This is a genomic window from Algoriphagus sp. Y33, from assembly GCF_014838715.1.
Taxonomy (GTDB): domain Bacteria; phylum Bacteroidota; class Bacteroidia; order Cytophagales; family Cyclobacteriaceae; genus Algoriphagus.
This window is the reverse complement of record NZ_CP061947.1, coordinates 3,721,388-3,745,955: the sequence shown is the minus strand read 5'-3', so window position 1 is coordinate 3,745,955 and position 24,568 is coordinate 3,721,388. Positions and strand designations below refer to the sequence as shown.

General features: G+C 43.1%; 20 protein-coding genes. 14 read left to right on the top strand and 6 right to left on the bottom strand.

Features of this window, described 5'->3' with window-relative positions:
• Positions 1–48 precede the first annotated feature (48 nt).
• Positions 49–879, bottom strand: coding sequence for an SDR family oxidoreductase (locus ID165_RS14985; protein ID WP_192085691.1), 831 nt, complete (start codon positions 877–879; stop codon positions 49–51).
• Positions 880–961: 82 nt separating this feature from the next.
• Entirely contained in the window at positions 962–1,864 is a 903-nt protein-coding gene (locus ID165_RS14980; protein ID WP_192085689.1) for an AraC family transcriptional regulator, read from the bottom strand.
• A 628-nt stretch (positions 1,865–2,492) separates the two neighbouring features.
• Here ID165_RS14980 and ID165_RS14975 point away from each other — a divergent pair.
• From ID165_RS14975 to ID165_RS27130, 3 genes are all read left to right on the top strand, one after another.
• The gene (locus tag ID165_RS14975; RefSeq protein WP_192085687.1) at positions 2,493–2,699 is read left to right on the top strand and encodes a hypothetical protein; all 207 of its coding nucleotides are present in this window, start codon (positions 2,493–2,495) and stop codon (positions 2,697–2,699) included.
• 268 nt (positions 2,700–2,967) lie between these two features.
• Positions 2,968–3,237 (top strand): hypothetical protein, encoded by a 270-nt coding sequence (locus ID165_RS14970; RefSeq protein ID WP_192085685.1) that lies wholly within the window; start codon positions 2,968–2,970, stop codon positions 3,235–3,237.
• Positions 3,186–3,389 carry a helix-turn-helix domain-containing protein gene (locus ID165_RS27130; protein ID WP_192351566.1) on the top strand — a complete coding sequence of 68 codons (204 nt, stop codon included), beginning with the start codon at positions 3,186–3,188 and terminating at the stop codon, positions 3,387–3,389. The genes ID165_RS14970 and ID165_RS27130 overlap by 52 nt, the downstream gene beginning before the upstream one ends.
• A 315-nt stretch (positions 3,390–3,704) precedes the next feature.
• Here ID165_RS27130 and ID165_RS14960 read toward each other — a convergent pair whose 3' ends face one another.
• From ID165_RS14960 to ID165_RS14945, 4 genes are all read right to left on the bottom strand, one after another.
• The gene (locus tag ID165_RS14960; RefSeq protein WP_192085683.1) at positions 3,705–4,565 is read right to left on the bottom strand and encodes an SDR family oxidoreductase; all 861 of its coding nucleotides are present in this window, start codon (positions 4,563–4,565) and stop codon (positions 3,705–3,707) included.
• Positions 4,566–4,644: 79 nt separating this feature from the next.
• Positions 4,645–5,214 (bottom strand): Crp/Fnr family transcriptional regulator, encoded by a 570-nt coding sequence (locus tag ID165_RS14955; RefSeq protein ID WP_192085681.1) that lies wholly within the window; start codon positions 5,212–5,214, stop codon positions 4,645–4,647.
• Positions 5,215–5,423: 209 nt separating this feature from the next.
• Positions 5,424–6,251, bottom strand: coding sequence for an NAD(P)-dependent oxidoreductase (locus ID165_RS14950; protein WP_192085679.1), 828 nt, complete (start codon positions 6,249–6,251; stop codon positions 5,424–5,426).
• A gap of 63 nt (positions 6,252–6,314) precedes the next feature.
• Positions 6,315–7,169, bottom strand: a complete 855-nt coding sequence (locus ID165_RS14945) for a helix-turn-helix domain-containing protein (protein WP_192085677.1) — start codon at positions 7,167–7,169, stop codon at positions 6,315–6,317.
• A gap of 606 nt (positions 7,170–7,775) precedes the next feature.
• Between ID165_RS14945 and ID165_RS14940 the strand changes: the two genes are divergently transcribed.
• The 11 genes from ID165_RS14940 (at position 7,776) to ID165_RS14890 (ending at position 24,303) form a co-directional block, all read left to right on the top strand.
• The gene (locus ID165_RS14940; protein WP_192085675.1) at positions 7,776–8,612 is read left to right on the top strand and encodes an SDR family NAD(P)-dependent oxidoreductase; all 837 of its coding nucleotides are present in this window, start codon (positions 7,776–7,778) and stop codon (positions 8,610–8,612) included.
• 65 nt (positions 8,613–8,677) lie between these two features.
• Positions 8,678–9,598, top strand: coding sequence for an AraC family transcriptional regulator (locus ID165_RS14935; RefSeq protein WP_192085673.1), 921 nt, complete (start codon positions 8,678–8,680; stop codon positions 9,596–9,598).
• Between the two features lie 300 nt (positions 9,599–9,898).
• Positions 9,899–10,246, top strand: a complete 348-nt coding sequence (locus ID165_RS14930) for a DUF4138 domain-containing protein (RefSeq protein ID WP_192085671.1) — start codon at positions 9,899–9,901, stop codon at positions 10,244–10,246.
• A gap of 519 nt (positions 10,247–10,765) precedes the next feature.
• A complete protein-coding gene (locus ID165_RS14925) occupies positions 10,766–11,053 on the top strand; it encodes a hypothetical protein (RefSeq protein ID WP_192085669.1) in 288 nt (95 codons plus the stop codon).
• 28 nt (positions 11,054–11,081) lie between these two features.
• Positions 11,082–13,112 (top strand): hypothetical protein, encoded by a 2,031-nt coding sequence (locus ID165_RS14920; protein ID WP_192085667.1) that lies wholly within the window; start codon positions 11,082–11,084, stop codon positions 13,110–13,112.
• Between the two features lie 251 nt (positions 13,113–13,363).
• Positions 13,364–16,861 carry an RHS repeat protein gene (locus tag ID165_RS14915; RefSeq protein ID WP_192085664.1) on the top strand — a complete coding sequence of 1,166 codons (3,498 nt, stop codon included), beginning with the start codon at positions 13,364–13,366 and terminating at the stop codon, positions 16,859–16,861.
• Positions 16,862–16,872: 11 nt separating this feature from the next.
• Positions 16,873–20,862 carry a DUF6443 domain-containing protein gene (locus ID165_RS14910; protein ID WP_192085662.1) on the top strand — a complete coding sequence of 1,330 codons (3,990 nt, stop codon included), beginning with the start codon at positions 16,873–16,875 and terminating at the stop codon, positions 20,860–20,862.
• Positions 20,862–21,437: a hypothetical protein gene (locus ID165_RS14905; protein WP_192085660.1), complete on the top strand. Its 576-nt coding sequence runs from the start codon at positions 20,862–20,864 to the stop codon at positions 21,435–21,437. Before ID165_RS14910 ends, ID165_RS14905 begins: the two co-directional genes overlap by 1 nt.
• Before the next feature lie 123 nt (positions 21,438–21,560).
• Positions 21,561–21,905 (top strand): hypothetical protein, encoded by a 345-nt coding sequence (locus ID165_RS14900; protein ID WP_192085658.1) that lies wholly within the window; start codon positions 21,561–21,563, stop codon positions 21,903–21,905.
• A gap of 373 nt (positions 21,906–22,278) precedes the next feature.
• The gene (locus ID165_RS14895) at positions 22,279–22,722 is read left to right on the top strand and encodes a hypothetical protein (RefSeq protein WP_192085656.1); all 444 of its coding nucleotides are present in this window, start codon (positions 22,279–22,281) and stop codon (positions 22,720–22,722) included.
• A 204-nt stretch (positions 22,723–22,926) separates the two neighbouring features.
• Positions 22,927–24,303, top strand: a complete 1,377-nt coding sequence (locus ID165_RS14890; protein ID WP_192085654.1) for a hypothetical protein — start codon at positions 22,927–22,929, stop codon at positions 24,301–24,303.
• The last annotated feature ends 265 nt before the right edge of the window (positions 24,304–24,568 follow it).

Below are 24,568 nucleotides of genomic sequence, written 5' to 3'. Positions count from 1 at the left end.
CTTTGGTGCAAGCGGACTTATCCAAATCAGGGAATGGTGTGTCCGGTATTATTCATCACCCCTCTCACTGGCCAGCGCCAGGTCTTTCTGCGCATCAAGTGCCTCCAACCTGGAAACCAATGCTGTCCGCATATCACGGTAGGCATCACCGCCCAGTGCCAAGCGCAGTGGTGCCGGCGAAGTTTCCACGCTGTCGATCATCGCTTGTACCGACTTATCTACATCGCCTTTTATCGGGAATGTTCCTGCGGCAATGGCGCGTCTTACGTCACCGGCCGGTGTGTTCTCGTACGCTTCCATGGCAGGTGCGGTCGTCATGCCCGCGCCAAATGAGGTATGATGTGCGCCGGGTTCAACAATGGTAACACCAATGTTCAACGGTGCGAGTTCCTTGGTGATGGTGTCGCAGAAACCTTCAACAGCCCATTTGGTAGTGTGATAATATCCAAAGTTAGGATACGTAGTTTGCCCGCCTGCTGATGAAAGTTGCAGGATTCGGCCATGACCCTGCTTTCTAAAGTATGGCAATGCGGCACGGATGACCTGGATAGAGCCGATAACGTTCGTATTGATCTGATGGACAATTTGCTCGTCGCTGGCCTCTTCTACTGAGCAGAATAAGGCATATCCTGCATTGTTGACCACGACATCTATTTGTCCCAAATCTGTAAATGCCTGATTGATCACTGTTTTGATAGCCGCAGTATCAGTTACATCCAGTACGGCTACCCATAAATTTTCAGGATAGGTTTTTTTCAATTTATCCAAGGCATCGGGCTTGCGAACAGTAGCCACAACGCGATCGCCTTTTGCCAGTAACTTTTCGGTAAGTACTCTGCCCAGACCGGTAGATGTTCCGGTTATCAACCATGTTTTCATAGTGTATCGTTTAATTATTTACAATACAAAATTAGGTGCTAAAACACCTGTTTTTTTAACCATGGGCAAACCAATACCGACCTTAATCAAACAGCTGCCGCAATGAAGATGGGGACTGGCCCGAATAAGCCCGGAATGCTCTGGCAAAATGTGTGGGCTCTTCAAACCCGAGGCTATTACTGATCTGGCTGATGGCCCAGTTGGAATGGACCAGTAAGGCACGGGCCTCAAGCATCAGCCTTTCATTGATAAGTTGCGTGGTAGTCTTTCCTGTGGCTTCTTTTAATGCCCGGTTAAGGGAGTTAGTATGCACAGCCAGTTTTTCTGCAAATTGCTGCGGAGTGCGTAAGCTGACCTGCTGGTTGGGGTAAGCCAGTGGAAACTGACCAGCCAGTAAAGATTTAAAGGAATTGGCCAGGCGTGCTGATGCGGCGGAGTTTTTATTCTCTGGCTCGGGTAGCAACTTTAGTGCACCATGGATGCATTCCAGCACGTATAGGAATAAAAGGTCATACTTATATGCGTAGGTAGACGCTTGCTCGTGGAGCATTTTTTGGAACAGGCCGCTAAAATGCAATTCGTCAGATTTGTTCAGTTTAAAGACAGATTGTGTTTCTCCGTTGAATACTGCCCAATCTGCAGGGCGCAGGTGCGTGTGCAGCGGCAAGAAATCTTCCGTAAACATACAGGCGTAGCCGCTGCAAATGCCTTCATGTACCTCCCAACGGTACGGAACTTCACGGTTGGTAAAAACCAGCGCCCATTCATCTCCCTTCAACCGGTATTCTGTTCCCTGGTAAAAATAAGAGGTGTTGCCGGTTACTAAAGATATTTTGTAAAAGTCTTTCCGGCTGTAAGAAGCGGTCGCTGCCAAACTTTCCGCCGAAAATTCCTCAAGCCTTACAGCCGCAAAATAGCCTGCGGAAGGGTCTTTGGATTCCAATACATCAGGAGCGAAAATATGGATAGGTTGATTAATTATCATACTTGACGTTAATTAAGTTGTTTTGCCTTAAAGTACTAAAATAGAATTGTCTAACTATTTGTCAATAGTTAGTTTATCCGGCGTTGTATTAATTATAGTAGATACGCAGACGGTATATTCTAATGTATAAAAGTAGTCGAAAAACTTTGGTTACATTGGCGGTGGATGATACATTTAATGTTCGCAGTTAGCAGCCATTGTCATAGTAAACTAAACCTGCTCCTGTTTTCTCAGCTAGTAAAACCCGGACATTCTAAGCTGACTTTTAAGCATAAGCAATAGAGCGGAGCCTGAATGAATTTTTCTTTCAGCTTAACTAATTTACATTAGTGGAAGCAATGCGGCTTTTTAGATTGTTCGCTATCCAAGATATACCGCTTGATAAGCTTACGACATTTTTATGTAGCAGATCATGCTTAGCAGTTCGGCAAACCCGATGAACCGGCTACAGCCATTTGGTTACAAGTTCAGGCATTATAGTTACAAAATACTTGGATCCTGTCATGATCTTTGCCCTATAAATTATAAGAAATGGATACTGCTTTGATTACCTTGATCCCCAATTTGGTGATCGCAGCAAGCTCCGCCAGTACCTTTAACAAACGGATGAACAAAAAAGGTTAAGCTTATGAAGAATAATAGCAGGCCGCATTTACATATCGATTCATTAGCTGAATTACATACACAGTTAGGCTTTGCCAAACCGAAACACCCGCTGTTTACTGTTCTCCAATTTAAGGATTTTCCGGCTATCGAGCTTGAGGACGGTGTGAAGGTCAGTGCAGATTTTTATCAGATAACTTTTAAAAAGGGCTGCTGTAATAAAATGATTTAGGGCCAGTCTGAGTTCGGTTTTGACGAAGGAGTCCTGTCTTTTTTCGCCCCCAAACAACTTTTGTTAAGGCCGGTGAAGTGATCCCGCCCTAAGGGTTTTTAATGCTGGTCCATCCTGATTATATTAAGGGAACCTCGCTGCAGGCCAAGATCAGGTCGTAAAGTTTTTTTGAATATGCGGTAACGGAATCTTTGATCCTGTCTGAGGAGGAGGCATTCATAGAGCATGTTTTCAAGCAGATTGAAAAGGAGGCCTAAAGGCCTTAGACATGCATAGGCAGGAAGTGATCATTTCCAGCCTCGAATTAGTGCTGAGCTATGCTGACCGTTTTTATTCGAGGCAGTTCCTGACGGGCAAATCAAAGTACAATACCCTGCTTACCAAATTTGATAAGTACCTCGACGATCTGATACATACTGATGCCATCCCGGAGCAGGGTGTGCCTAACGTAGGGGCAATAGCAGCCAAATTCAACCTTACCCTTAAATATTTCAGCGACCTGATCAGGCAGCATACCAGCACATTCAGGATAAGCTGATCGAAGCCGCAAAAGAAAAATTATCCGGCACAGCATTATCCGTCAGCGAAATTGCCTTTCTCCCCGGCTTTGAACACTCTCAGTCATTCAGCAGGCTTTTTAAGTTAAAAACCAACTTTACACCAATAGAATATCGGGGAACGTTGAACTGATCAATGCAGTATCAGTATACGTGGTGCTATTGCGGCCTCAGATCTCCGTATGCTTTAACCCGGATTCTGCATTAGGTTTCGTTAAGAGACCATTAATTGTAATAAAATCAGGCTGTTTGAAGACTGAGTCCACCGCGGCGGATATGGTGAAGTCGAAAATTGCAACGAAGTGACTGATTTTGAAGCAATTATTGGTGGCAATAACTTGTACGCCGTGGCGTAGAAATGCTAATGCATAATGCGGGTTTAACAACAGCAGCAAAACAAAAAACGGCAGTAGCCCTTGCCACTGCCGTTACATTATATTTGCTGCGTTTATAATAATTCACCCATACCGAACACCGTCAACCCTTTGGCAAACTGTTCGGCTATGGCCTGGTTGGCGGCTTCAATGTATTGGCCGGTTATGGGGTCCACCACGGTGCGTAATGGCCGGGTTCCTTTTGAGGCACTGATCAGTTTTACAACGGCATCGGCAACATCTTGCGGGTTAGGGGTCTTAGCCTGCATCTCTCCGCCCAAAGCGGTTACCATTTTGTTAGGGATATCGGCAATGGCACCATACCCCTCAATTACCCCCTGGTCAGATGCGGGATTGTTCTTTTGCTGCATTTCGGTAGGGAAAGCACCCGGCTCAACAATAGCCACATCAATGCCCAAACGTTTCACCTCATAATGCAGGCCCTCGCTGATCCCTTCCAATGCAAACTTTGAGGCTGCATAAATGGTAGCGAACGGGAATGATACGCGCCCGAAGCCGCTGGTCACGTTAATAATCAGTCCATCGGCCTGTTTACGCATGGCGGGCAGTACCTGTTTAATCATTCGCCAAGGGGCATAAACGTTTATATCGAATGTAGTGTGCACATCGACTGTGGTAAAACTCTCGGCCACACCGGACATGGCGTAACCGGCGTTGTTCACCAGTACATCAATAGCTCCTTCTTTGGCCAAAATAGTATCGACGGCCTGCTGCACACTCTCGTCGTCGGTCAGGGCAACGTCCAAAACGGTCACGTTTGCAATGGCAGCAAGGGCTTTGGCTTTATCGGCGTTACGGCCCCCGGTATCGCGCATCGTGGCGTATACGTGGTGTCCTAAGGCGGCAACACTGTGGGCGGTAAGCCAGCCAAAACCACTATTTGTTCCGGTTATTAATACGATCTTTTTGCTCATCTTTTTTAGTTGTTTAAATGAATAAGCAAAAGTTGAAAATGGCAACAAAAAAACATTTACCAAATGGTAAAAAGCACCGTTAACGGATGTTGCGGCGTATTCGGCTGAGCGATTGCTGTGTGATGCCCAGGTATGAGGCCACGTGCGAAAGCGGGATGCGGTTGATAAGGTTAGGAAACGCCTCAATGAATGACAGGTACCGGGTAGTGGCATCTTCAGACACCAGCGGACTGCGGCGCTCCATAGCCAGTGTCAGGCACTTTTTTACCATGTTGGCCTTCATCATTTCCCACCCCACAATGGTATCGGATATATCGTCCCAGTCTTTTTTGGTAAACACGAGCACCTTGCAGTCCGTAACGGCCTGTACGTATTCGGAGGCTGCGATCTGCGATTCAAATTTTTCGTTATCCACTACAAAATTGCCTTCGTCCACAAAATAATTGGTGACCTCTCCGCCTTTGTTGTTATAATAACAGAAGCGGAAAACACCTTCCAGCACAAATGCCACGTAACGGGGCACCTTCCCGGCTTCCGAGAGGTAATCATCTTTTTTGAATTCGAGCGTTTGAACCTTGCTCAGCAAAAATTCGATCTGCTGTTTATTAAGGTCACCAAATTGCAGGATAAAATTTATAAGCCCTTCCATCACATAAAGATAGTGCACATCGTAAAACAGTCATTTACCATTTGGTAAAAATGAGGTGAGGGGGCATAAGCACTCAAAGCCCCTGAGATATTCAGGAGCTTTCTGTATGGTGCTGGGGAGATGACGTGTCTTTTAGTTATATTGGCTTAGAGAAGACGCCCGCCTTTTTGCTGTAATTCCGGCGTGATCGGTTAAAAGAAAGCAAATTGTCAGAGCAGGTTTTCCTGCACCGCCTGATGGACTGTTCTTACCGACGCCTGAAAGCCTAAATTGCGGGCCAGAGATGCATCGACATGCAGATGCCATGGGTTCACCAGAGGCTCTGAAGATGAGGTCATTGGTTCACCAACAAGCTGCAGTAGCTCGTATAGTGTCGTTGGGGCCTCATCTGCGATATTGACCATCCTGCCGTCCATAATCCCTTGCAGGGCCATCACCATAGCTGTGTATATATCGCGATGGTGGATGGTGCTCATCCGCATAGCCGGATGAAATTTAGCAACGACTACATGCTTAGGCAATTCTTCCAGGTGGCCGTCACCATCCCCATAAACAAATGGGAAGCGGAGAACCGACCAATTCAATCCGCTTTCACGTAACTCCTTTTCTGCAGCCACTTTGCTGGCCGGATAGGCATGTTGCGGGCTGAGCATATCATCCTCCCGCCCGGGATGGGGGTTGGTCGCATCATATACATTACTGGTACTTGCCAATATGAAGCGGGCATCCGGGGAGTTGCGTTTTACGGCATCAATGAGGTTTTGCGTGCCCTCCAAATTACTTTTCCAGATCAGATCCGTGTCCGGTGACCGGAACACGGCTGCCAGGTGAATGATGGCTATCGCATCTTTTACCGCTTTTTCCAGCGTTGCGGGATTAAACAAGTCCCCTTCTATAGCTGCTACTCCGGCAGGGGCTTCCTTGCCACGTACCAGTGCAGAACAATCATATCCTGCTTCAACAAGGCGGGGCAAAAGCCTTGAACCTACTAAGCCGGTTGCGCCGGTTACCAAAATTTTACCAAATTGTCTGTCCATAATTAAATTATTTTAGACAAAGGTGGTGCTAATATAATAGTATGGTTCGGACAAAAACCGCTTTTACAAGGACAAATCTTGGTAGAAGCCGGCTATCGTTTTACCGGTTACTTTTTTGAATAAACGCGAAAAATAGCCGGGGTCATTGAAACCGAGCTCAAATGCCAGTTCCTTTACAGATGTTTTTTGGTTATGATAGATTCTACGCCTTGCCTCAATGATCAATCGGTCAGTGATGAATTCCTTAGGCGAAACGCCGGAATGCTTCTTTACGATCCTATACAAACAATCCGTGCTTACGGCCAGCTTTTCTGCGATCTCCGTTATGGCAGGTTGCTCAGTAAGGTTATCTTCCACAAATAGCTTGAATCCTAAAAACTTATCAAGGCCTTCTGGCGTAGGCTTTTTATCTATTACAAAATAAGCGGCGTTTATTTCTGTAAGCAGGCTGTTCAGGTAAGCCAAGATCAGTTCCGGATTAGTATCGGCAGTACGCAGCAGGTCATTTAAGGTTTTAAATGTAGTACAAAGCCTAGGTGCAGCATCGGGCGGAAAGCTTATTTTCTGCCGGTTCAGGGGGTTGAGCAAAAATGGGAATTTTCTCGGCAATCGCGAAAGGCACTCATCGTCAAAGCCCAGTTTATAATAGTCTGCACCATGGTCGCTTCTAGCCAGTTGCCTAATCTGATGGGGTAAGGCAAAGAAAAGCTCATTTTTACCTACTCTGATAGTTTCCCCATCGATAACCTCCTGACTGTTCCCTTCCAGCAAGAAAAGAAAGAAATAATAGGGCAGCCGTTGGGAAGGACCGTATTGAGCCGTGGACTCTGGCGACACATGCCCGAACTCCGGAGAAACGATGCGTATAGAGACCCCTTTGTTTTGACTCAGATTTTCGGGAAAAGTGTTACTTCGCATAACTTTTAGCGATCATACTAAGCGAAGTTAACCAATTAGTCTTTATTTAAAAGTAAGTCTGGGACTATCCCAAACTCTTTTTTGAAGGCCACAGAAAAATGAGACAAAGATTCAAAACCGAGTTTACGATAAATGTCTGAAGGCTTCCGGTCCAGTCTTCCTCTGTATAAGGCATACTTTATATTGGAGCCAACCCCCACTGCTATTTGCCCGTGACCCGGTCGGTTATTTTTGTGATTGATATGCGAAGGCAAAAGCAAGGGCAGCGAATGGGCTACTCTTGCGTGGGGTGCTAGAAGCTTGTGAGTGCTGCGATGAGGGAGCGGAGAGATCAGGTGGAGGTGCGGGGGCACGATTAAAAAAGGGGCTGTCAACCCCTTGATTTCATTTTACCAGTTGTGATAATTTATGCTTTGCCCGGTTATTCATAAACCACTCAGGAAAGATATTGTCTAAAATAAGTTGGTTTTCTCCATCGGCAACAGGGAAAGCTTAGCATAACTTTCGTTGATTTTACTACAACGACCATTGTTTTGATTACTTCCACGCCTCATACGCTTTCCATCTTTGCTGTGTAAATAATTCATTAATTAAAAACATAAAAAAATGGACACTAAAAAAGTATGGCTTGTAACAGGAGCATCAAAAGGATTGGGATTATCCTTAGTGAAAAGACTGTTAAACGAAGGCTACAAAGTAGCTGCAACCTCCAGAACTGTTGAAAGTCTGGAAAAAGAAGTAGGGATATCTGCAAATTTTCTTCCTTTGGAAGTAAATGTAACGGATGAGCAAAGTGTGAGAAATGCCATTTCAAAAGCCATTGGGACATTTGGTGGCATTGATGTTGTCGTAAACAATGCAGGCTATGGACAGCTAGGCACTTTGGAAGAATTGAGCGACAGAGAAGCCCGCCAAAATTTTGACACCAATGTGTTTGGTTTGCTGAACGTGATGAGAAATGTACTTCCTCACTTACGCAACAAAAAATCAGGACACATTATCAATATTTCTTCCATTGCAGGATTTTTGGGTGCATTCCCGGGTTGGGGAATTTACAACGCCACAAAATTTGCCGTTGCAGGTTTAACCGAAGCATTTTCGGCAGAAGCAACATCGTTGGGAATTAAAGCAACCATTGTTTACCCGGGGTATTTCAAAACAAACTTTCTTCTACAAGGTTCACTTCGTCTTGCCGAAAATCCGATTGCTGAGTACAAAGCAGCAAGAGACCTGGAAGTGGTACACGATACACAAATTATCGGCAAGCAACCAGGCGACCCGGAAAAAGCAGCGCTTGCTTTCATTCAGTTAGCAGAAAGCGAAAATCCACCTTTACACTTCTTTATGGGTAGTGACTCCTTAGGAATGGCAAATTCCAAAATTGGCATTTTGCAAAATGAGTTGAGTGCTAATGAAGCATTAAGCAAATCAACTGATTTTTAAATTCTACAACTAAAAAGAGATAGAGTGATTAATGTTCTATCTCTTTTTTTAAATTTGAACAGGGGATGAAAAGTAAAAAGAGCATATATAAATTCGATACCATTAGTGAATTTCACAAAATGAGTGGCTTACCGAAACCCGAACACCCATTGGTGAGTTTGGTAGATTATGGTTTGGTGGAATATCGGACCGATGAAAAGGAAATCAGCTGGGTACAAAATTTTTATACAATCGGACTAAAAAGAAACATTCAAGGTAAATTCCGCTACGGGCAACAACAGTATGATTTTGATGAGGGATTATTATCATTTGTATCATCAGGTCAGTTAGTACATCTTACCGTTGAAAAGCCAAGAGTAAAACCAACGGGTTTTCTTCTACTCATTCACCCCGATTTTGTTTGGAAAACATCTTTGGCGAAGAACATAAAACAATACGATTTTTTTGGCTATGCTGTAAATGAAGCCCTTTTTCTTTCAGAAAAGGAAGAAACCGTTATAACAGACATCTTTTTGAATATCCAAAGGGAATATCATTCCAATATTGATAAATTCAGCCAAAATATTATCACAGCACAAATAGAACTGCTTCTTAATTATTGCGAACGGTTTTATCAACGCCAATTCATAACAAGAAAGAAAAGCAGTCATCAGATCCTTGAAAGAGTAGAAAATATACTTGATGATTATTTTGCCAACGACAATCTACTAGAGAAAGGGTTGCCCACCGCTCAATACATTGCAGGTTCGCTAAATGTATCGCCCAACTATTTGGGAAGCTTGCTCAAAACATTGACAGGACAAACTACACAGCAGCACATTCACAACAAACTGATTGAAAAAGCAAAAGAAAGGTTATCAACGACTGACTTGACTGTTAGTGAAATTGCATACGATTTAGGTTTTGAACACCCTCAATCATTCAGCAAGTTATTTAAGACAAAAACTAACCAAAGTCCATTAGAGTTTAGAGCTTCGTTTAACTGATAAGCATTTTTTACACAATATTCGGCTTTTTTGTTACGAGCAGCCGGCTTATCCTTTTTTCCTTTGTGAATTTAATTTTAAAAGGATAAAAATAAATTATACACTAATAACGGGTGCCAGTGTCGGCATAGGCGTAGCTACTGCCAGAGAGTTTGCAGGTAATTATTCACTCAAAACGATACGATATGAGAATACTTATGCTGCGGATGTTTCGGCTGTACTCGACCGCATGATGCAGCATAATCCCGATAAGGTTTTCTGGGGCAAAAAGCAGGGAATGGTTCGGCTGGGCCTGGGGCTGTGGCGGAAAAAGGAGGTTTGCTGTTTTTGCTGCTGGCAGTTGATAACAACAGTACAGTGGACTACCTCTCCGAAAATTGGAATTTCACCGTGCAGGACAAACGGCAGCCCAAGCGTACCGCAATAAGGAGCTTAGGTATGGATCCTGTTTCCTCAACTTCTTTTGATGGAGTACCGGGAAAATCCGCTTCCATGGCTGTCTTTGCATTCCCTGGATTCACCATATCCGATGCCAAGAAGTTCAAAATCCAGGTTTTTGAAAAGAACGGAGACCGCAATCCTGGGCTTGAGATTTCGGGAAGGGAATTGCTAAAGGCTGAACCTATACTGATTTCAAACCAAAAATAAACTCAATTATGACATTAAAGGAAAATCTTATGAAATCGAGCATGTCGAGAGCGACACACACTGGGATGATTATAAGCCATGCGAGATTCCATATGACCATTGAAAATCAACTTATAAACAGATGAAATCGAGCATGTCGAAGACGACACACAGTGGGATGATTATAAACCGTGCGAGATTCCATGTGGCCAATAGAAAACAATTATAAACACATGAAATTAGCTTACAACATCAGGTTGAGGAGTGCTTGATTTTTTTCTCATAATCGGATTCAAGGTTGAAATTTAATTTTTTTCTCAAAAATCACAAAGATTTTTATTGCTGATAATCAGTTATTTACAAATTTGATGAGATTTAGTTGAATTTTTAAGCACACCACTTTTTTCGCCGAATATATACTTAAATAATCCGTTTGAATGCCGATGAAAAATTCGGTGAGACTTGCAATACCCGATATAGGGTATTTTTTATTTAAGAATAAAAAATGTAAGATGCGCCCCATTCTTTAATTGACGTTGCATGGCAAAGGGATATTGTATTTTTGTATTGATTTTTTTCCTGTTTTTCGAAAGCTTAGCTCAGATCACACCGGAAAAGACAACAATTGGGCCAATAAAAACTGTCCCCGGCTTGTTGGATACCATTCAACCCACGCCGGAAAAAACCGACTCAACACAATCCTTTTTCGGGAAAGGGGAGTCGGCTGTCCCTGCCAAACTGCAATTCCATTTTATCCGATACCGATCAGTTCAACAAACGGATTATAGAAAAGTAATCCCTTATCCATCCAAGTATGTTGTTATATAATCGAAGGAAAAGCATTCAGCTTTTTTTAATGTTGACTTTTTTGATCCAGATAGGGTCACCCCAAGTTTTTACCCTGACAGCAGAGGCTTCTTCACCTGCCTTTGGCAGTTTTTTATCGATTGGTACCGACGCTACGTCCGATCCGTCCACTGATGGTTTTTACAATCATATCGAGCCCTTCGTTACTGCTGAATCTTTCGTCACAGTCGTGATTCCCTCGGGACCGGACGATTCTTTCCAACAGCATAACCCCTTGTCAGCAGCCTCTTCGGAACAGCAGAAAGCCGGCGGAGACGGAGACCAAGAGGAGTTGGAAGAACTGACAGGCAGGCTGATCAAAGAATTGGAAGAGAGACTTGGGGTCGATGCAGAAATACGCCCTTCAGAACACGGCAAAATCCAGCCCTCCGCATCCAAGAGCAGTACCGGATTTTCTATCAGTTCTAACGCGTTGCCAAGCCAGGCTGAATACAGTGCATTGATGGCCATCTATCAGGCTACGGGAGGTGCAAACTGGACCAACAAGGTAGGTTGGAGTACGGCAAATCCCAATGTGGTCCAGTCGGTAGACGGATGGAGTGGGGTGACTGTGGATTTTGACGGCCATGTCACGGGGATACACTTAAACGGGAACAATCTGACGGGAACACTTCCCGCAAGTATCCGGGATCTGGATTATCTGAGAACGCTGTTGTTGCCCCTAAACAATCTAAGCGGGCAATTGCCGAATGTCTTCCACGAAATGGCCAGCCTGAAAGAAATGCACCTGGACCGAAACCAACTTTCGGGAAATATTCCCCAATCCATAGGCTATTCAAGTACCCTTGAGGTTATCCAGCTTTCGGGAAATTCCCTCACAGGACAGATACCCACCTATCTGGACAACCTTACGTCACTGCGGTATTTCATTCTGCACGACAACCAGCTGACTGGTCCCATACCGAATTCTATAGGGGCACTTGTCAATCTCAGAAATTTATACCTGTACAACAACGATCTGACGGGTTCCATCCCGACCTCTATCGGAACCCTTTCCAATCTTGAACTTTTCCACGTACAGCAAAACAGGATTGCGGGCATAATTCCCTCCTCTGTCGGCAATCTTCTGCAGCTCAAATCATTCAGTGTCCATGACAACGATATAGGAGGGCCTATTCCTTCGGGAATCGGCAATCTGGTCAATCTGGAATTGTTTTTTGCCTATAACAATAAGCTGACGGGACAACTTCCCACCACGCTGGGAAATCTGAAGAAAGTCACCAATTTTTTGTTGCTGTCCAATCAACTGACAGGCCCGATTCCCACACAGGTGGGGAGCATGACAAATCTCCAGTACCTAAACCTGACAGAAAATAAAATCAGCGGCAGCATACCTACCCAGCTGGGGAATCTTACCAATATGCACACGCTCAGGCTGGATTACAATGAACTGACAGGCCAGATACCCGCCACACTTTGTTCACTTCCCAATCTGGTCTTGTTCTATGCCCAGATGAATCAATTGACGGGAGACGTGCCCCAGTGTTTGTTGACCAAAATTCCCAACCTGTTCAGGATTTCGCACAACTACTACAGTTTTACCGATCTGGGCAGTAAGACCCAGTATTGGCCACAGCCGAATTATTACTCCCCCCAGCGGTCGGATCCGGCATTGACCAGTTACAGTGTAGGGACGGGAAACATAACCCTGGCTACCACGGTGGGCAAGAATCTGGGCAGTCCTTCCAATTACCAATGGTATAAGAACGGAAATGCGTTGACGGGGGCCTCGCCTTCCAATGATTCTGTTACTGTCAACTGTCCCGCATCAGGCGGAAGCGTTGACTGTTCGGGAAATTACATCGGCGATGTCACCAATCCCGGTTACCCGACCATAGTTATTCTGGCGGCTGGAGGAGAGATAGAGGGGATAGATGACGAGGATGAAGACGATCTGGATATTACAATTTGTTCTTTATATGAACGTGATAGGGAAATAAATCTGGATACGGATAAAATCATGGTTTTTCCACCGCATTTGTTTGGTTATTCTAGCATGCCCCCTGTATTCTACCGGTAGCTGTAAGTCAATATTTCATCATCTGAGAAAAGGAAGCTGCCAACTTACCTGACTATGTGTTTGCGAAGGATTACGAAGTGATGCCTTTAACTATATCAGCAAAAATGACCATTTATGTGTCTAAAGTTTTCATAATCCTATCAAAAGGAGGGTGATAAAAGAAGTTGGTGGGAGACCGGCATAGAAGGTTGACAGGACTAGAGAGAAAAATGTAACTATATAATATTAAATAGATGTACTTGTTTTTAATTGTGGAAAGAATTACTGGGAGTAGCCATATAAAAGATGTAATGTTCAGTTATTTGAAGAAAACTGTCAGTTTATTCTTTTTCTCAATGGTGTTTTTTCACCTATATGGGCAGGAGAACAACATAAACCTTCCCCAAATCATACCCCCTTCTCCTTCAGCTTATCAACTGGGGGAGTATGGGCAGACCCCTGTAGGTTACTTTACCGGTAGTATCAACCCGGAAATTCCAATTTTTGCTTACAGCACTTCAAATTTAAGCATCCCCATTTCTTTAAATCACCATTCCGACGGGATAAAAGTGGATCAGCTAACCAGTAACGTTGGTTTAGGATGGAACATAAATTCCGGTGGGGTGATCACGAGGGTCGTCAGGGGAAGACCTGATGAAAATAGGACAACTCCCATTCCACAAAATATTATAGGGAATTACGAAAGTGGTGCTGCCATCGACTATTTTTACAACCTGGGTGCCGGCATCACTGCAGGTTCACAGCCAGATTATGAATTAGACGTTTTTGTCTATCATTTTCAGGGATACTCCGGTCAGTTTGTATTAGATCATAACAAGAATATTGTTATTTTATCGCCGAGCGGCTTGCGGGTTGATAAATACGAGAACGGATTTTTGATCACTGACACCAAAGGTATAAAGTATTATTTTCTTAATACAGAATCGTCCCAGTTTCGGTCTTATGGTGATGGGCATTCTTTATGGTCGGGTCAAGTAATCACGGGATGGCATCTAAGCAAAGTTACACATCCTAAGGGAGATGAAATATACTTAACTTATTCCCCAATCAATTACGAGTACGACATAGGAAATCATCAAAGTATAACAGTTGCAAACCCGACCTTACAGAATTCATGTGCCGGCGGGTCGGGAACGGGGCCAGCATTTACTATTAGCCCTGTAGTAACAACTATGAGTAGAATCGCGGGCTTGAAGTTGGATAGTATCACCAGTAACAGGCCTAGCCAAGGAAGAGTAGTATTTTCGTATAGAAATTTACCGGTACTTAATGCTGCTTATCTGATATCAGACATCAAATACTTTGATGCATCAGCTAAGATCATCGACGGTGCTGCACTCACTTATTTGACCACATCTAATTCAAGGACTTTCCTGACAAGTGTTACTTATAGTGATCCGAACAAGAAATACTCTTTCGAATATTACAGTCCGGAATCATTGCCAGCGAGATTGTCCTTTAGCCAAGATCATTGGGGGTATTATAATGGAAAAAATAACAACTATTTTTTTCCTAATCCATCTAAAATAGATTTTAAGCCCACTGGATTTGAAATGTTTAACATCGGGGCGGATAAAGAACCCGATCCGGTCTATTCCAAATACGGAGCCCTGAAAAAGATCATATACCCCACCAAAGGCTATACAGCCTTTGAATTTGAAGCTAACACTTATCACGGAACAAAAGAGGTGCTCCCTCCTTCGGTAAATGTTTCTTTACCAGTAGAGACCAATAGTAGTACAGCCCGGACTACTAATTCTAGAAACCTTCTTAACATTACATTCGATCAGGAAATTGAGCTAAATAAAGATGTGAGTGTTAACGATTATGTTTGCAGCCCTGATGCAGTTCCCCCGCATCATGTATTGGCAACTGTCACCATAGAAAATTTAACGACAGCTCAAACCAATATCTTTTACGAAAGAGGAGCGGGCGGAACAATAGCTTTAGGAAACAGTTTCAGTTTTGGTCCCAATAACATGCATCCCAACGCGTACATGTCATTGAAGAAGAACTCCAGCTACAGAATTTCCATATCTATTGATAGGCCCTGCTTATTCGGGGGACTATCCTTTAGTTATATACCGGGAGAGAAACAAGTTATACCCGCAGAGATACTTCAAGGAGGAGTGAGAATAAGCAAAATTGTTAAACAGGCCACTCCGACGGATCCCTTGGAAACAAAAAAGGTCTATTATGGTAAAAAAGAAACCTTAAGCCAGTCGTCCGGAATAAAAGGAAACGATCCTTGGTATTTTACTGGTAGAACTGACAGAATTCCGTGTCAGGAGAGTTTATTCCCATGTTCCTATGTAGACGTAAACTATGCAGTCTTAAATTCGTCGGGTGTACGTAATCTTTATAGCTCCAGTGTGTTGGGAGCTAGGTACAGGTATGTAACTGTAAGTTCTGGCGATGATTTTCAAAATGGAGCAGAAGAGTATGAATATTATATAGGGCAGGATATTGAAGGGAATAATATTGTGGGCGATCCCATAGAAGGGACTCTGAAGGTTAATTTAGGATGGGATGACGGCCTCCAAAAAAAGGTGTCCTATTTTAAAGTTAGAAACGGTGGCTTTGTTCCTCTTCATGAAAAAATAGATACCTATATCCGGGATTCCAGAAAAAACAACATTGTATATGGGTTTTACATTCGGAAGAAGTTTAATTTTATATGCACTCCTGAAGATCTAGGGTTAGGCAGGCTAGAAAACCTGGATATTATGGAACACAAGATGCAACAAAATTGGTTTTACAAAACGTCATCCACAGAAATACAATATGATGGTAATGGAGAAAAACCATTTAGTACTATTACCAATTATTATTACGAAAACCCTAACCATTTGCAGTTGACAAAGACAACGTCAGAAGACAGCAAAGGAAATACTTTAAGTACAAAGATTCTATATGCACATGATATTTCAGTCAGGACACCGGTAGAGGATAAATTAATCGTCCAAAACCGGGTTGGAGAACCCATACAAACGGAAACTTATCAAAATGAGGTCAGACTGTCCACCAACCGTACGGACTATAAAGAGTGGGGTAACGGGATTATATTGCCCGAGACCATCAGAACCGCAGTGAGGAATTCTGCTCTGGAGAACAGGATACGTTACCATGACTACGATGGATCAGGGAACCCTAGCATGGTGTCGAAAGAAGGAGGTTCGATTACAAGTTATTTTTGGGGCTATGATAAGCAGTACACGATTGCAAAAGCAGAAAACACCGCATCTAACCAAATTTCTTTTACCTCTTTCGAAACTTCAGACAAAGGCGGTTGGACTTACTCAGGCACTCCGACAACTATTTTTAAAACAGGCAAGAAAGGTTATAATCTAAGTTCAGGTCAGGTTACCAAGACGGGGATTGCGGCTTCCGCCTCCAGTCCTTACCGGGTCGGGTTCTGGGCGAGGAGGACATCGGGGACGGGCAATGTAAGTGTTAGCGGGCAGACGGAATCCCTTACGACGACTTGGAAGTGGGTAGAAAAGACTATTACCTCGTCGAGTCTCACGATTTCAGGCAGCAGTGTGGTTATAGATGAGCTCAGGCTTCATCCAGCAGATGCCATGATGACCTCCTATACCTATGAACCATTGGTGGGCATGACCAGCAAGACCGATCCCAGGGGATATACGCTTATTTATGAGTATGACTCGGCCAACCGTCTGAAAACCGTCAAGAACGAGGACGGCCATATATTGGAGCATTACGAATACAACTACGCCGGCAACTAACCATTTTTAAGATGAGACACTATCTGATTGCTTCACTTTTCCTGTTTTTTGTTACCTGCTCGGCAACGTTGGGACAGACTACCGAAAACTTTGTCAAGACATATAAAGCCCGGACAGGAACCACTTCAGTGACTACTGTCACAAATGGTACCCCAAGTCAGTCCTATAAGTCGTTCACCTATTTTGACGGTCTAGGTAGGCCCATGCAAAATGTAGGTAAAAAATCCACGATCAACGGTAAGGACTTAATAACCCCTATAGTGTATGATGAGTTTGGACGGCAGGAGAAGGAGTATTTGCCGTATTTTGAAACCACCGGAACCCAGGACGGTCGTTTTCGATCCAACGGAGTCACGATGCATTCCAACCGTACTGTCCCTATTTACGGGGACAGCCGCGGCTATTCGGAAAAAGATTTTGAGCCCTCCCCCCTAAACCGTGTGGACAAACAGGCGGCACCGGGAGATTCATGGCATCTGGGTTCGGGGAAAGAAGTGAAGTTTCAGAGAAGACCCAATACCCTTGCCGATGATGTGAGGATCTGGACATTGGATTCAAACGGGATGCCCGTGACATCATCTTCCTATGCGGCCAATTCGTTATGGGTAGAAATAACCTTTGACGAGGACGATATCCAAACCCTCCAATATACCGATAAACTGGGAAGGCTTATCCTAAAAAAAGTGGAAGGCTGTGACACGCCTCCGGGTGACGGACATTCGGGTTGGCTGGCTACCTACTATGTGTACGATGACTTGGGACAGTTACGGGTGGTGATACCTCCCCTTGCGGTCGATATGTTTGAGTTAAACAATGCCTGGTCCATGTCAAATGACGCTGACCTCGCTTTTGAGCAGTACTTCCGGTACACCTATGACGGCAGGGGAAGGATGACGGAAAAAAAGCAACCGGGACGGGAATCCGAATTCTTTCTGTACGATCTTCAGGACCGTATGATCGGTATGCAGGATGGGGTGCTTGAAAAAAGCCAAAAGTGGCTGTATACCAAGTATGATGCCTTGGGTAGGGAGCTTTCCACAGGTTTGACTTCAAGTAGTTTATCTCTTGACGCACTCCAGACAGAGGTGAATACTACAGGAGGACCCAACAATGCAAAGCTGGTCAACGGGGATGTTGTGGAAGGCTGGCCTTCGGCCGGGGGGGAGGTATTGACGGTGAATTATTACGATTCCTATCAGCATCTGTCAGGCTACACCTATCAGGCCAATCCCGATTTTGATGCCGCGGCAAGCACCCGTGTGCACGGATTGCAGACAGGCAAAAAAGTCAAAAACCTTGAAACAGGGGACTACTATACCACAGCGCTATTCTATGACAATAAGGGGCGGGTGATCCAATCCCTGTCCGACCACCAAATGGGCGGAGCGCTCCGCATCTCTACCAAATACAATTTTGAGAACCTGCCGATTTCCACCCTCACTTCAAGTACGGAAACAGGCGTAGGCAATATTTTGAGGACGTACAGTTACAATGCAATCGGTGAGTTGGAATCCATTGAGCATACTGTTGGGTCCGAAGCCCCCCGGACAATTGCACAATACACATACAACGATCTCGGCCAGCTGACGGCAAAATCCTTTCCCGAAATAAGCACGGGCAACCAGACGTACAGTTACAATATCCGGGGATGGCTGAAAAATCTCGGCAGCGGATTGAACGGCGGCTATACCCAGACCAATTATTACCAGGAAAGTGGGGCGGCCACGCCGAGGTATAACGGGAATATCTCACGGATCGATTGGGGCGGTGTGTCTGATCCTGAAGCGGACTATAAAACCAGAACCTACAACTATACCTATGACAATGCCAACAGACTTAAAGCCGCAAATTTTACTGCAAGCGGCGAGGTGAACCGATATACCGTTTCAGGCATCACCTATGATGCGAACGGGAATATCCATAACATGGAAAGGAGTAACCAAAAGACTGCATCAACTTATGGTCCTGTGGATGATTTGGAATATGAATACTACCCATACAGCAACAGGCTGTCGCAGGTAAAGGACAACATCACGGCACTGACGTATACGGCGAAGGATTTTAAAGAACGGGGTACGGCAGAATACGGCTATGACGAGAACGGCAACATGACCGAAAACGTGGACAAGCAGATCAGTCTGATTACGTACAATTACCTTAATCTGCCGCAGGAAATAACCTTTTCTACAGGGGCACAGTTGATATTCGCCTACGATGCGGAAGGAAACAAGCTGAGCCAAAAGGTATATAACAGCAGCGGAGCATTGATCAAGACACAGGATTACATCGGGGAGATAGTTATGCTGGACGGATCACCGGATTATCTGGTGCATGAGGAGGGAAGGTTTGTCGTCGAAGAGGATGAGTTGCACAGTGAATTTTATGTGAAGGATCATTTGGGCAATGTGCGTCAGGTACTCCGCAGCCCGAATGTCCAGGAATTTATAGCAACAATGGAAGATGGCCGTGCTGCGGCGGAGGAAATGGAGTTTTCCATGGTATCGGAATCCAGACAGACAGAGCCTGAGCACAACGTGACGCAGGGCGGAAACAAGGTAGCCTGGCTGAATGCAAACCGTGGAAGAATGGTGGGGCCCGGAAGAACCCAGGAAATCTATGCGGGAGACAGCTTAAAGCTTCAGGTCCACGGCAAATATTTGGAAGACAAAAAGCAAAAAGCCAATGCCGCAAGCTTTATGGCAGCGGGCGGCAGGGAAAGACTGGTGGCAGACCTGAATGAACTAGCGTTGAGCACCCAGCGTGCAGGCGGCGCAAATCCCATAGCCCTGTTGAATCTGGCGGATATATTAGCCAAGGATCTTCAGAAAAAAGAAGCTCCGGAGGCCTATCTGATGTATGCCCTCTACGATCAGGACAGCAACAGATATGAGGTAGGAAAGAAAGTCCTCTCTAAAAATGCTGCAAACCAACATGAAGTCTTGGAAGAGAATATGTATATTTCCAAGGACGGATATATGGAAACCTTTGTGGTAAACGAGACTTCGGAGGATGTCTGGTTTGACAATATGATGGTGATGAGTATCAGTTCGGTCATAGTACAGGAGACCCATTATGATCCATGGGGACTGGAACTGACAGGGCTGGGCTTTCAAAATGGAGGGATAAAGGCGAATAAGTATCTCTACAATGGGAAGGAACTTATTGAGGACGAAGGTCTTCAATACTATGACTACGGAGCGAGGATGTACGATGCGACGATTGGGAGATGGGGTGTTGTGGATCCGTTGGCGGATCAAAGAAGTTGGATCTCACCATATAATTATGTACAAAACAATCCTTTAAATCGTATTGATCCTGATGGAAGGCTTGACGATTACTATAACCGGGATGGACAGTTCCTATACAGGGATAGCAGGACAACGGACAATATAAGGATCATAGACCAAGGGAATTTTGATGCAATAGCGTCCTCTCATGGAAGTGATGTATTGAATGACCGTACATCTTCGGATCTCGGACTATTGAGGGATTTAGAAGATAAAAGTTTAGGAATCAATGAGGCGAATCTTTCCAGTGAAGCTATCTCAAATGTACTTACTGATATTGCAGGAAAAACGGATGGAATTGATATGGGAAAACTATACAACGGGAAGATTTCCGTTTGGGATGGGAAGTCAGTACCTGGAGGTAGTATACCTTCAGGATTTAATGATCCTGAAAGATCAAATGGACCTGCTAATACCGCTGTAAAAATGTCAGGTAATACATTTCACGGAAATGCAGCAGATGGAACAATTAAAGTCACGGCAATTTTTAAGAATAGTAGGAACTCTTATTTGTCGACGGTTTCAAATGTTCAGAATGCTTTGGGAGTTCATGAATATCAAGGCCACGGTGTAGAGAGATTTGCTTTAGGAGGAGGTCCCCATTTCAAAGCTTACGAACTGCAAAAGAGCCATTCAAGCTGGAAAAACACCACTTTATATTTTAAAAATTATATGGAGGGAAATTATAAAGATTATCTAAAGATGAATAAGTGATGAAGTTAAAGATATTTTATATGTTATTTTTGTTTGGATGTGGTAGCCATCAGGATGATAGCAAAGCAGAAAAAGTACTGAATATCTCTATTAAAACTATTGAATTGAGTCATTATGAAGATGATTCATTAAATAATATTAGACCGTATGTAATACCGCGAATATATTATGTTTTCGAATATGAAAATAATTCGACTGAAAGAGTAGATTTAAATCTTTTATCTCATTTTAACACAGAGGATAAGATGCGAGGAGAATTATTTGTGTTGTTCCAACATGACAAAGAGATTGATACTCTATATTTTACAGATTATGAAAGTGTAAATCCTGTTCCAATGGAAGCGAAAACAAATTCAGAATTTACTATTGGAATACCTATTTCAAATTTTCTAGAAAATGAGGAATTCCAATCTAAAACACCTCTGTTTTTAATGAAATTAATAGCTGAGAATGGTAAAGTAATTTATAGAAATCCAAATACGGTGGATAATAACGTTTATAAATCTCAAGTCATTAATAAGTCGAAAGATTTTAATATCTTATTTCGGAATCCTGATGATACAGCAATAGAATAGGTACAAGGAAATGCTTAAACGATAAAAAAAATATCATTTCTAGAAGAAGAAGTAATTTATAAAAATAACCTAGAATTCTACGGCATCAAGGAACGGATGTATGATGTTGACAGCTAGTCTTGTTTGAGTGTTGACCCATTGGCAGATGCGTATGTTAACTTTTCTCCATATACCTATGTTTTGAATAATCCACTAATGTTTATTGATCCAACAGGAATGTTTGCTGACTATTTCGATGGGCATGGGGAGTTTATCGGGTCAGACGGAGTAGATGATGGAGAAATTAGAGTTCTTGAACAGGACAGATATTCATTGCCAAAGAATATTTATGAAGCTGATGGAGTAACAGTTAACAAGAGAGTTGGGTCAGATAATAGTAGTTTATTACATGAAATTAAATTTAAAGGTAATGAAGGAGCTCTTGATAATATTGTAAATTATTATCTCGATAAACTGGGATTTATTTGATGAATACATTAGTCCATGAGAAATTCCATATTGATAATCATTTAAATGTTATAACCACTATTGGAAAAGGTAGTGTTGAGCACTTAAAGGCTTACAATGCTCAGATTGGGCATTCTACGTGGGAAAGGACAACCGCAGGACATCAAAAGGACATTCTGAAAAAAAATAACTCATTATATTAAGTATATTCCACAATCGGATGGAGGTATTATACAGAGTAATGTATTGAAATATTATGAAAAAAAATTAGGCGTAAATATAACATGGTAATGAAATGATTATGAATAAATCATGTTTTTTTGTTCTCGTGATTTTGATGTTTTCTTGTGATGAGAGGAAATCATATTTAGTTAATTCAGATAAATATAGCTCTATGGAGTCTGAGTTTTTAGATGAGTTAATTGAGTCAGATCTTATTATTTCAGCAGAAGGTTTTATCAACTCTAATATAATATATAGTCTATATGATACATTGTTAAGCTTTGATAATTTAGGAGTTGATGAGGACGCTATTAAATTGTTGTTAGAAGAGAATGAAGTAAAAAATTATAATTACAATCTTAAATCTAAAAGAGCGAATTTTAAGAAAGCTACAGGTTATGAAGTTAATTTGATTATGAGTGATGAACCACGGGTTGATTTTGAAAACTCGTACTATAAAATTTCTAGAGTAGGATTTAATCACTTATATACCGAAGCAATTGTTGCAATAGAGTTTGTGTGCTATGATTGCGGAGGGTTAACGTTGTATAAATTTAAATTAGATAAGAGTGGAAAATGGGTGGTTTACAGTAATATTAATATTTGGATGAGTTAAAAGTTCCTTTACACAACACAGGTAAAGCTGTTTATAGTACTAGCCGTAGCCCGCAACAATTGTAGCAAGAATTTACATCATGTAATAGGATTTATGATTCATATTGCATGAAGTGAAAATAGGTTGAGTAGATTGTGATGGTATAGATTATAATATTATGATTTAAACTTGAATGATTGTTTTATTTGAATAGACATAACAGTTATGCGTAAAGAAATCATTTTTATTTTTTGCATGCTGCTCTATCCGAGTTTTTTGAAAGCGCAAGGCTTGCCAGGCGGCATGAATTCAAAACTTCCGAAGCCTTCGATTTCAAATTCTATCCCTACTTTACCAACCAAACCTGAAACCCCTTACCTGGAAGAACTCAAACAGATCCAGTCACTGAAGAAATCCTACGATTCCCTGCGGAGAGAACTTAAAGACCTAAAGGAAATCACCACTGACAGCACCCAACGGGACAGCCTTTTTACGCTGGCCAAGGAAAGGAGCAGAGAAGTGCTGGACCGGGAAAGCAAAACACTGGAAAGCCTGGTCCAGAGCGGGGATATCCCGGGGGAGGAAATCAAAAATGCCGCAAAAAATACCCTGGATAGGGTGAATGAATCCAAAGCAAGGATAGAGGATATCCATGAGGTTGACAGGCTGGAATCTCTGGTGGATCAAAACAATGAAAACCTCAAAGCGCTGACCAATGAATGGCTTATGCCCAAAGTGGAAGAACAGCTTACGGGAGTGGTAAAAGAAGGGGCTGGTTCCACAGATGCAAAGCTCCCTGACTTCTACGGAACCAATGCGCTGGCAGAACTTACCAAAAACGGTTTGCCCTCGGAAATTCCTTTTGAACAGGCCAAGGAGCTTGCGAAGGGGAAGGCAGGACATATTTCGGATGAGTACATCCAAAAGACGGGGAAGGATTTTTCCAAACTGAAGATCGATTCTCTTGGGAATATAAAGACCATTCCGACCGAACTGAAAAACAAAAAGAAAGAATTTTTTGAGCCAAACAGGCTGAAAGAAGTGCCCGTGGTCTACCGTATTGGGATGCTTCTGTGGTATGATCCCCTTACCTCTTTTGGGGATGGACTGCTGCTGGATTACGGGCTCTCTTATTCCTTTACCCAGCAGTTTGCCTTGATGGGAGGGGGGACATGGAAAAAGCAGTTTGACGACAAGGAGAAATTGAGGAGGGAAGGTCTGGGAGTGTTTACGGGATTACGTTTCAGTAAGGGCAACTGGTTTGCACAGGGCACAGTAAACCGAAATCAAGTTACCATCACCAATCCCTCAGGCTATGAGTCTAGGGATTTTGATGGAAAAGCCTGGGCTTCCAACTTCGCGCTTGGGAGAACCATCCCGATGGGCACTACAATCCGGTCAGTGGTGATAGGATCGATTGATCCCTTTTTTGACAAGAAATCCAGTTTATATAAAAGTAGGGTCCAGCTGAAAATCGGCTTTGAGATCGGTTCATTTAAGAAAATCAGAAAAGAAGTGAAAGAGTTGGTTCCGCCGGATGGATTGGAGGAAAAGGGTAATGAGAAGGTAGAGTATTATCTGAAGGATGTAGGAGAGCTGTGATTTGTTATTTATCAAAATGGATAAAAAACAGGGTAGGGGTTTTCTTATGGTTTTTAGTTCCTTTTTGGCTAACGTACAGTCCAATCTGTTCTGATTTAAATGAAAATTTGGATCAAGAAGGATTTGAACCGCAATTTATTAAGGAGATAGATGGTGAGATGGTGGAGTTAGAGGGGGGCAAAAAGCAAGCCATGGCCAAACGGGTCATCAGTATGAAGAACAGGGAAATATAGAAAAGCAGTTCCTATTTAATTTAAACCAGTTT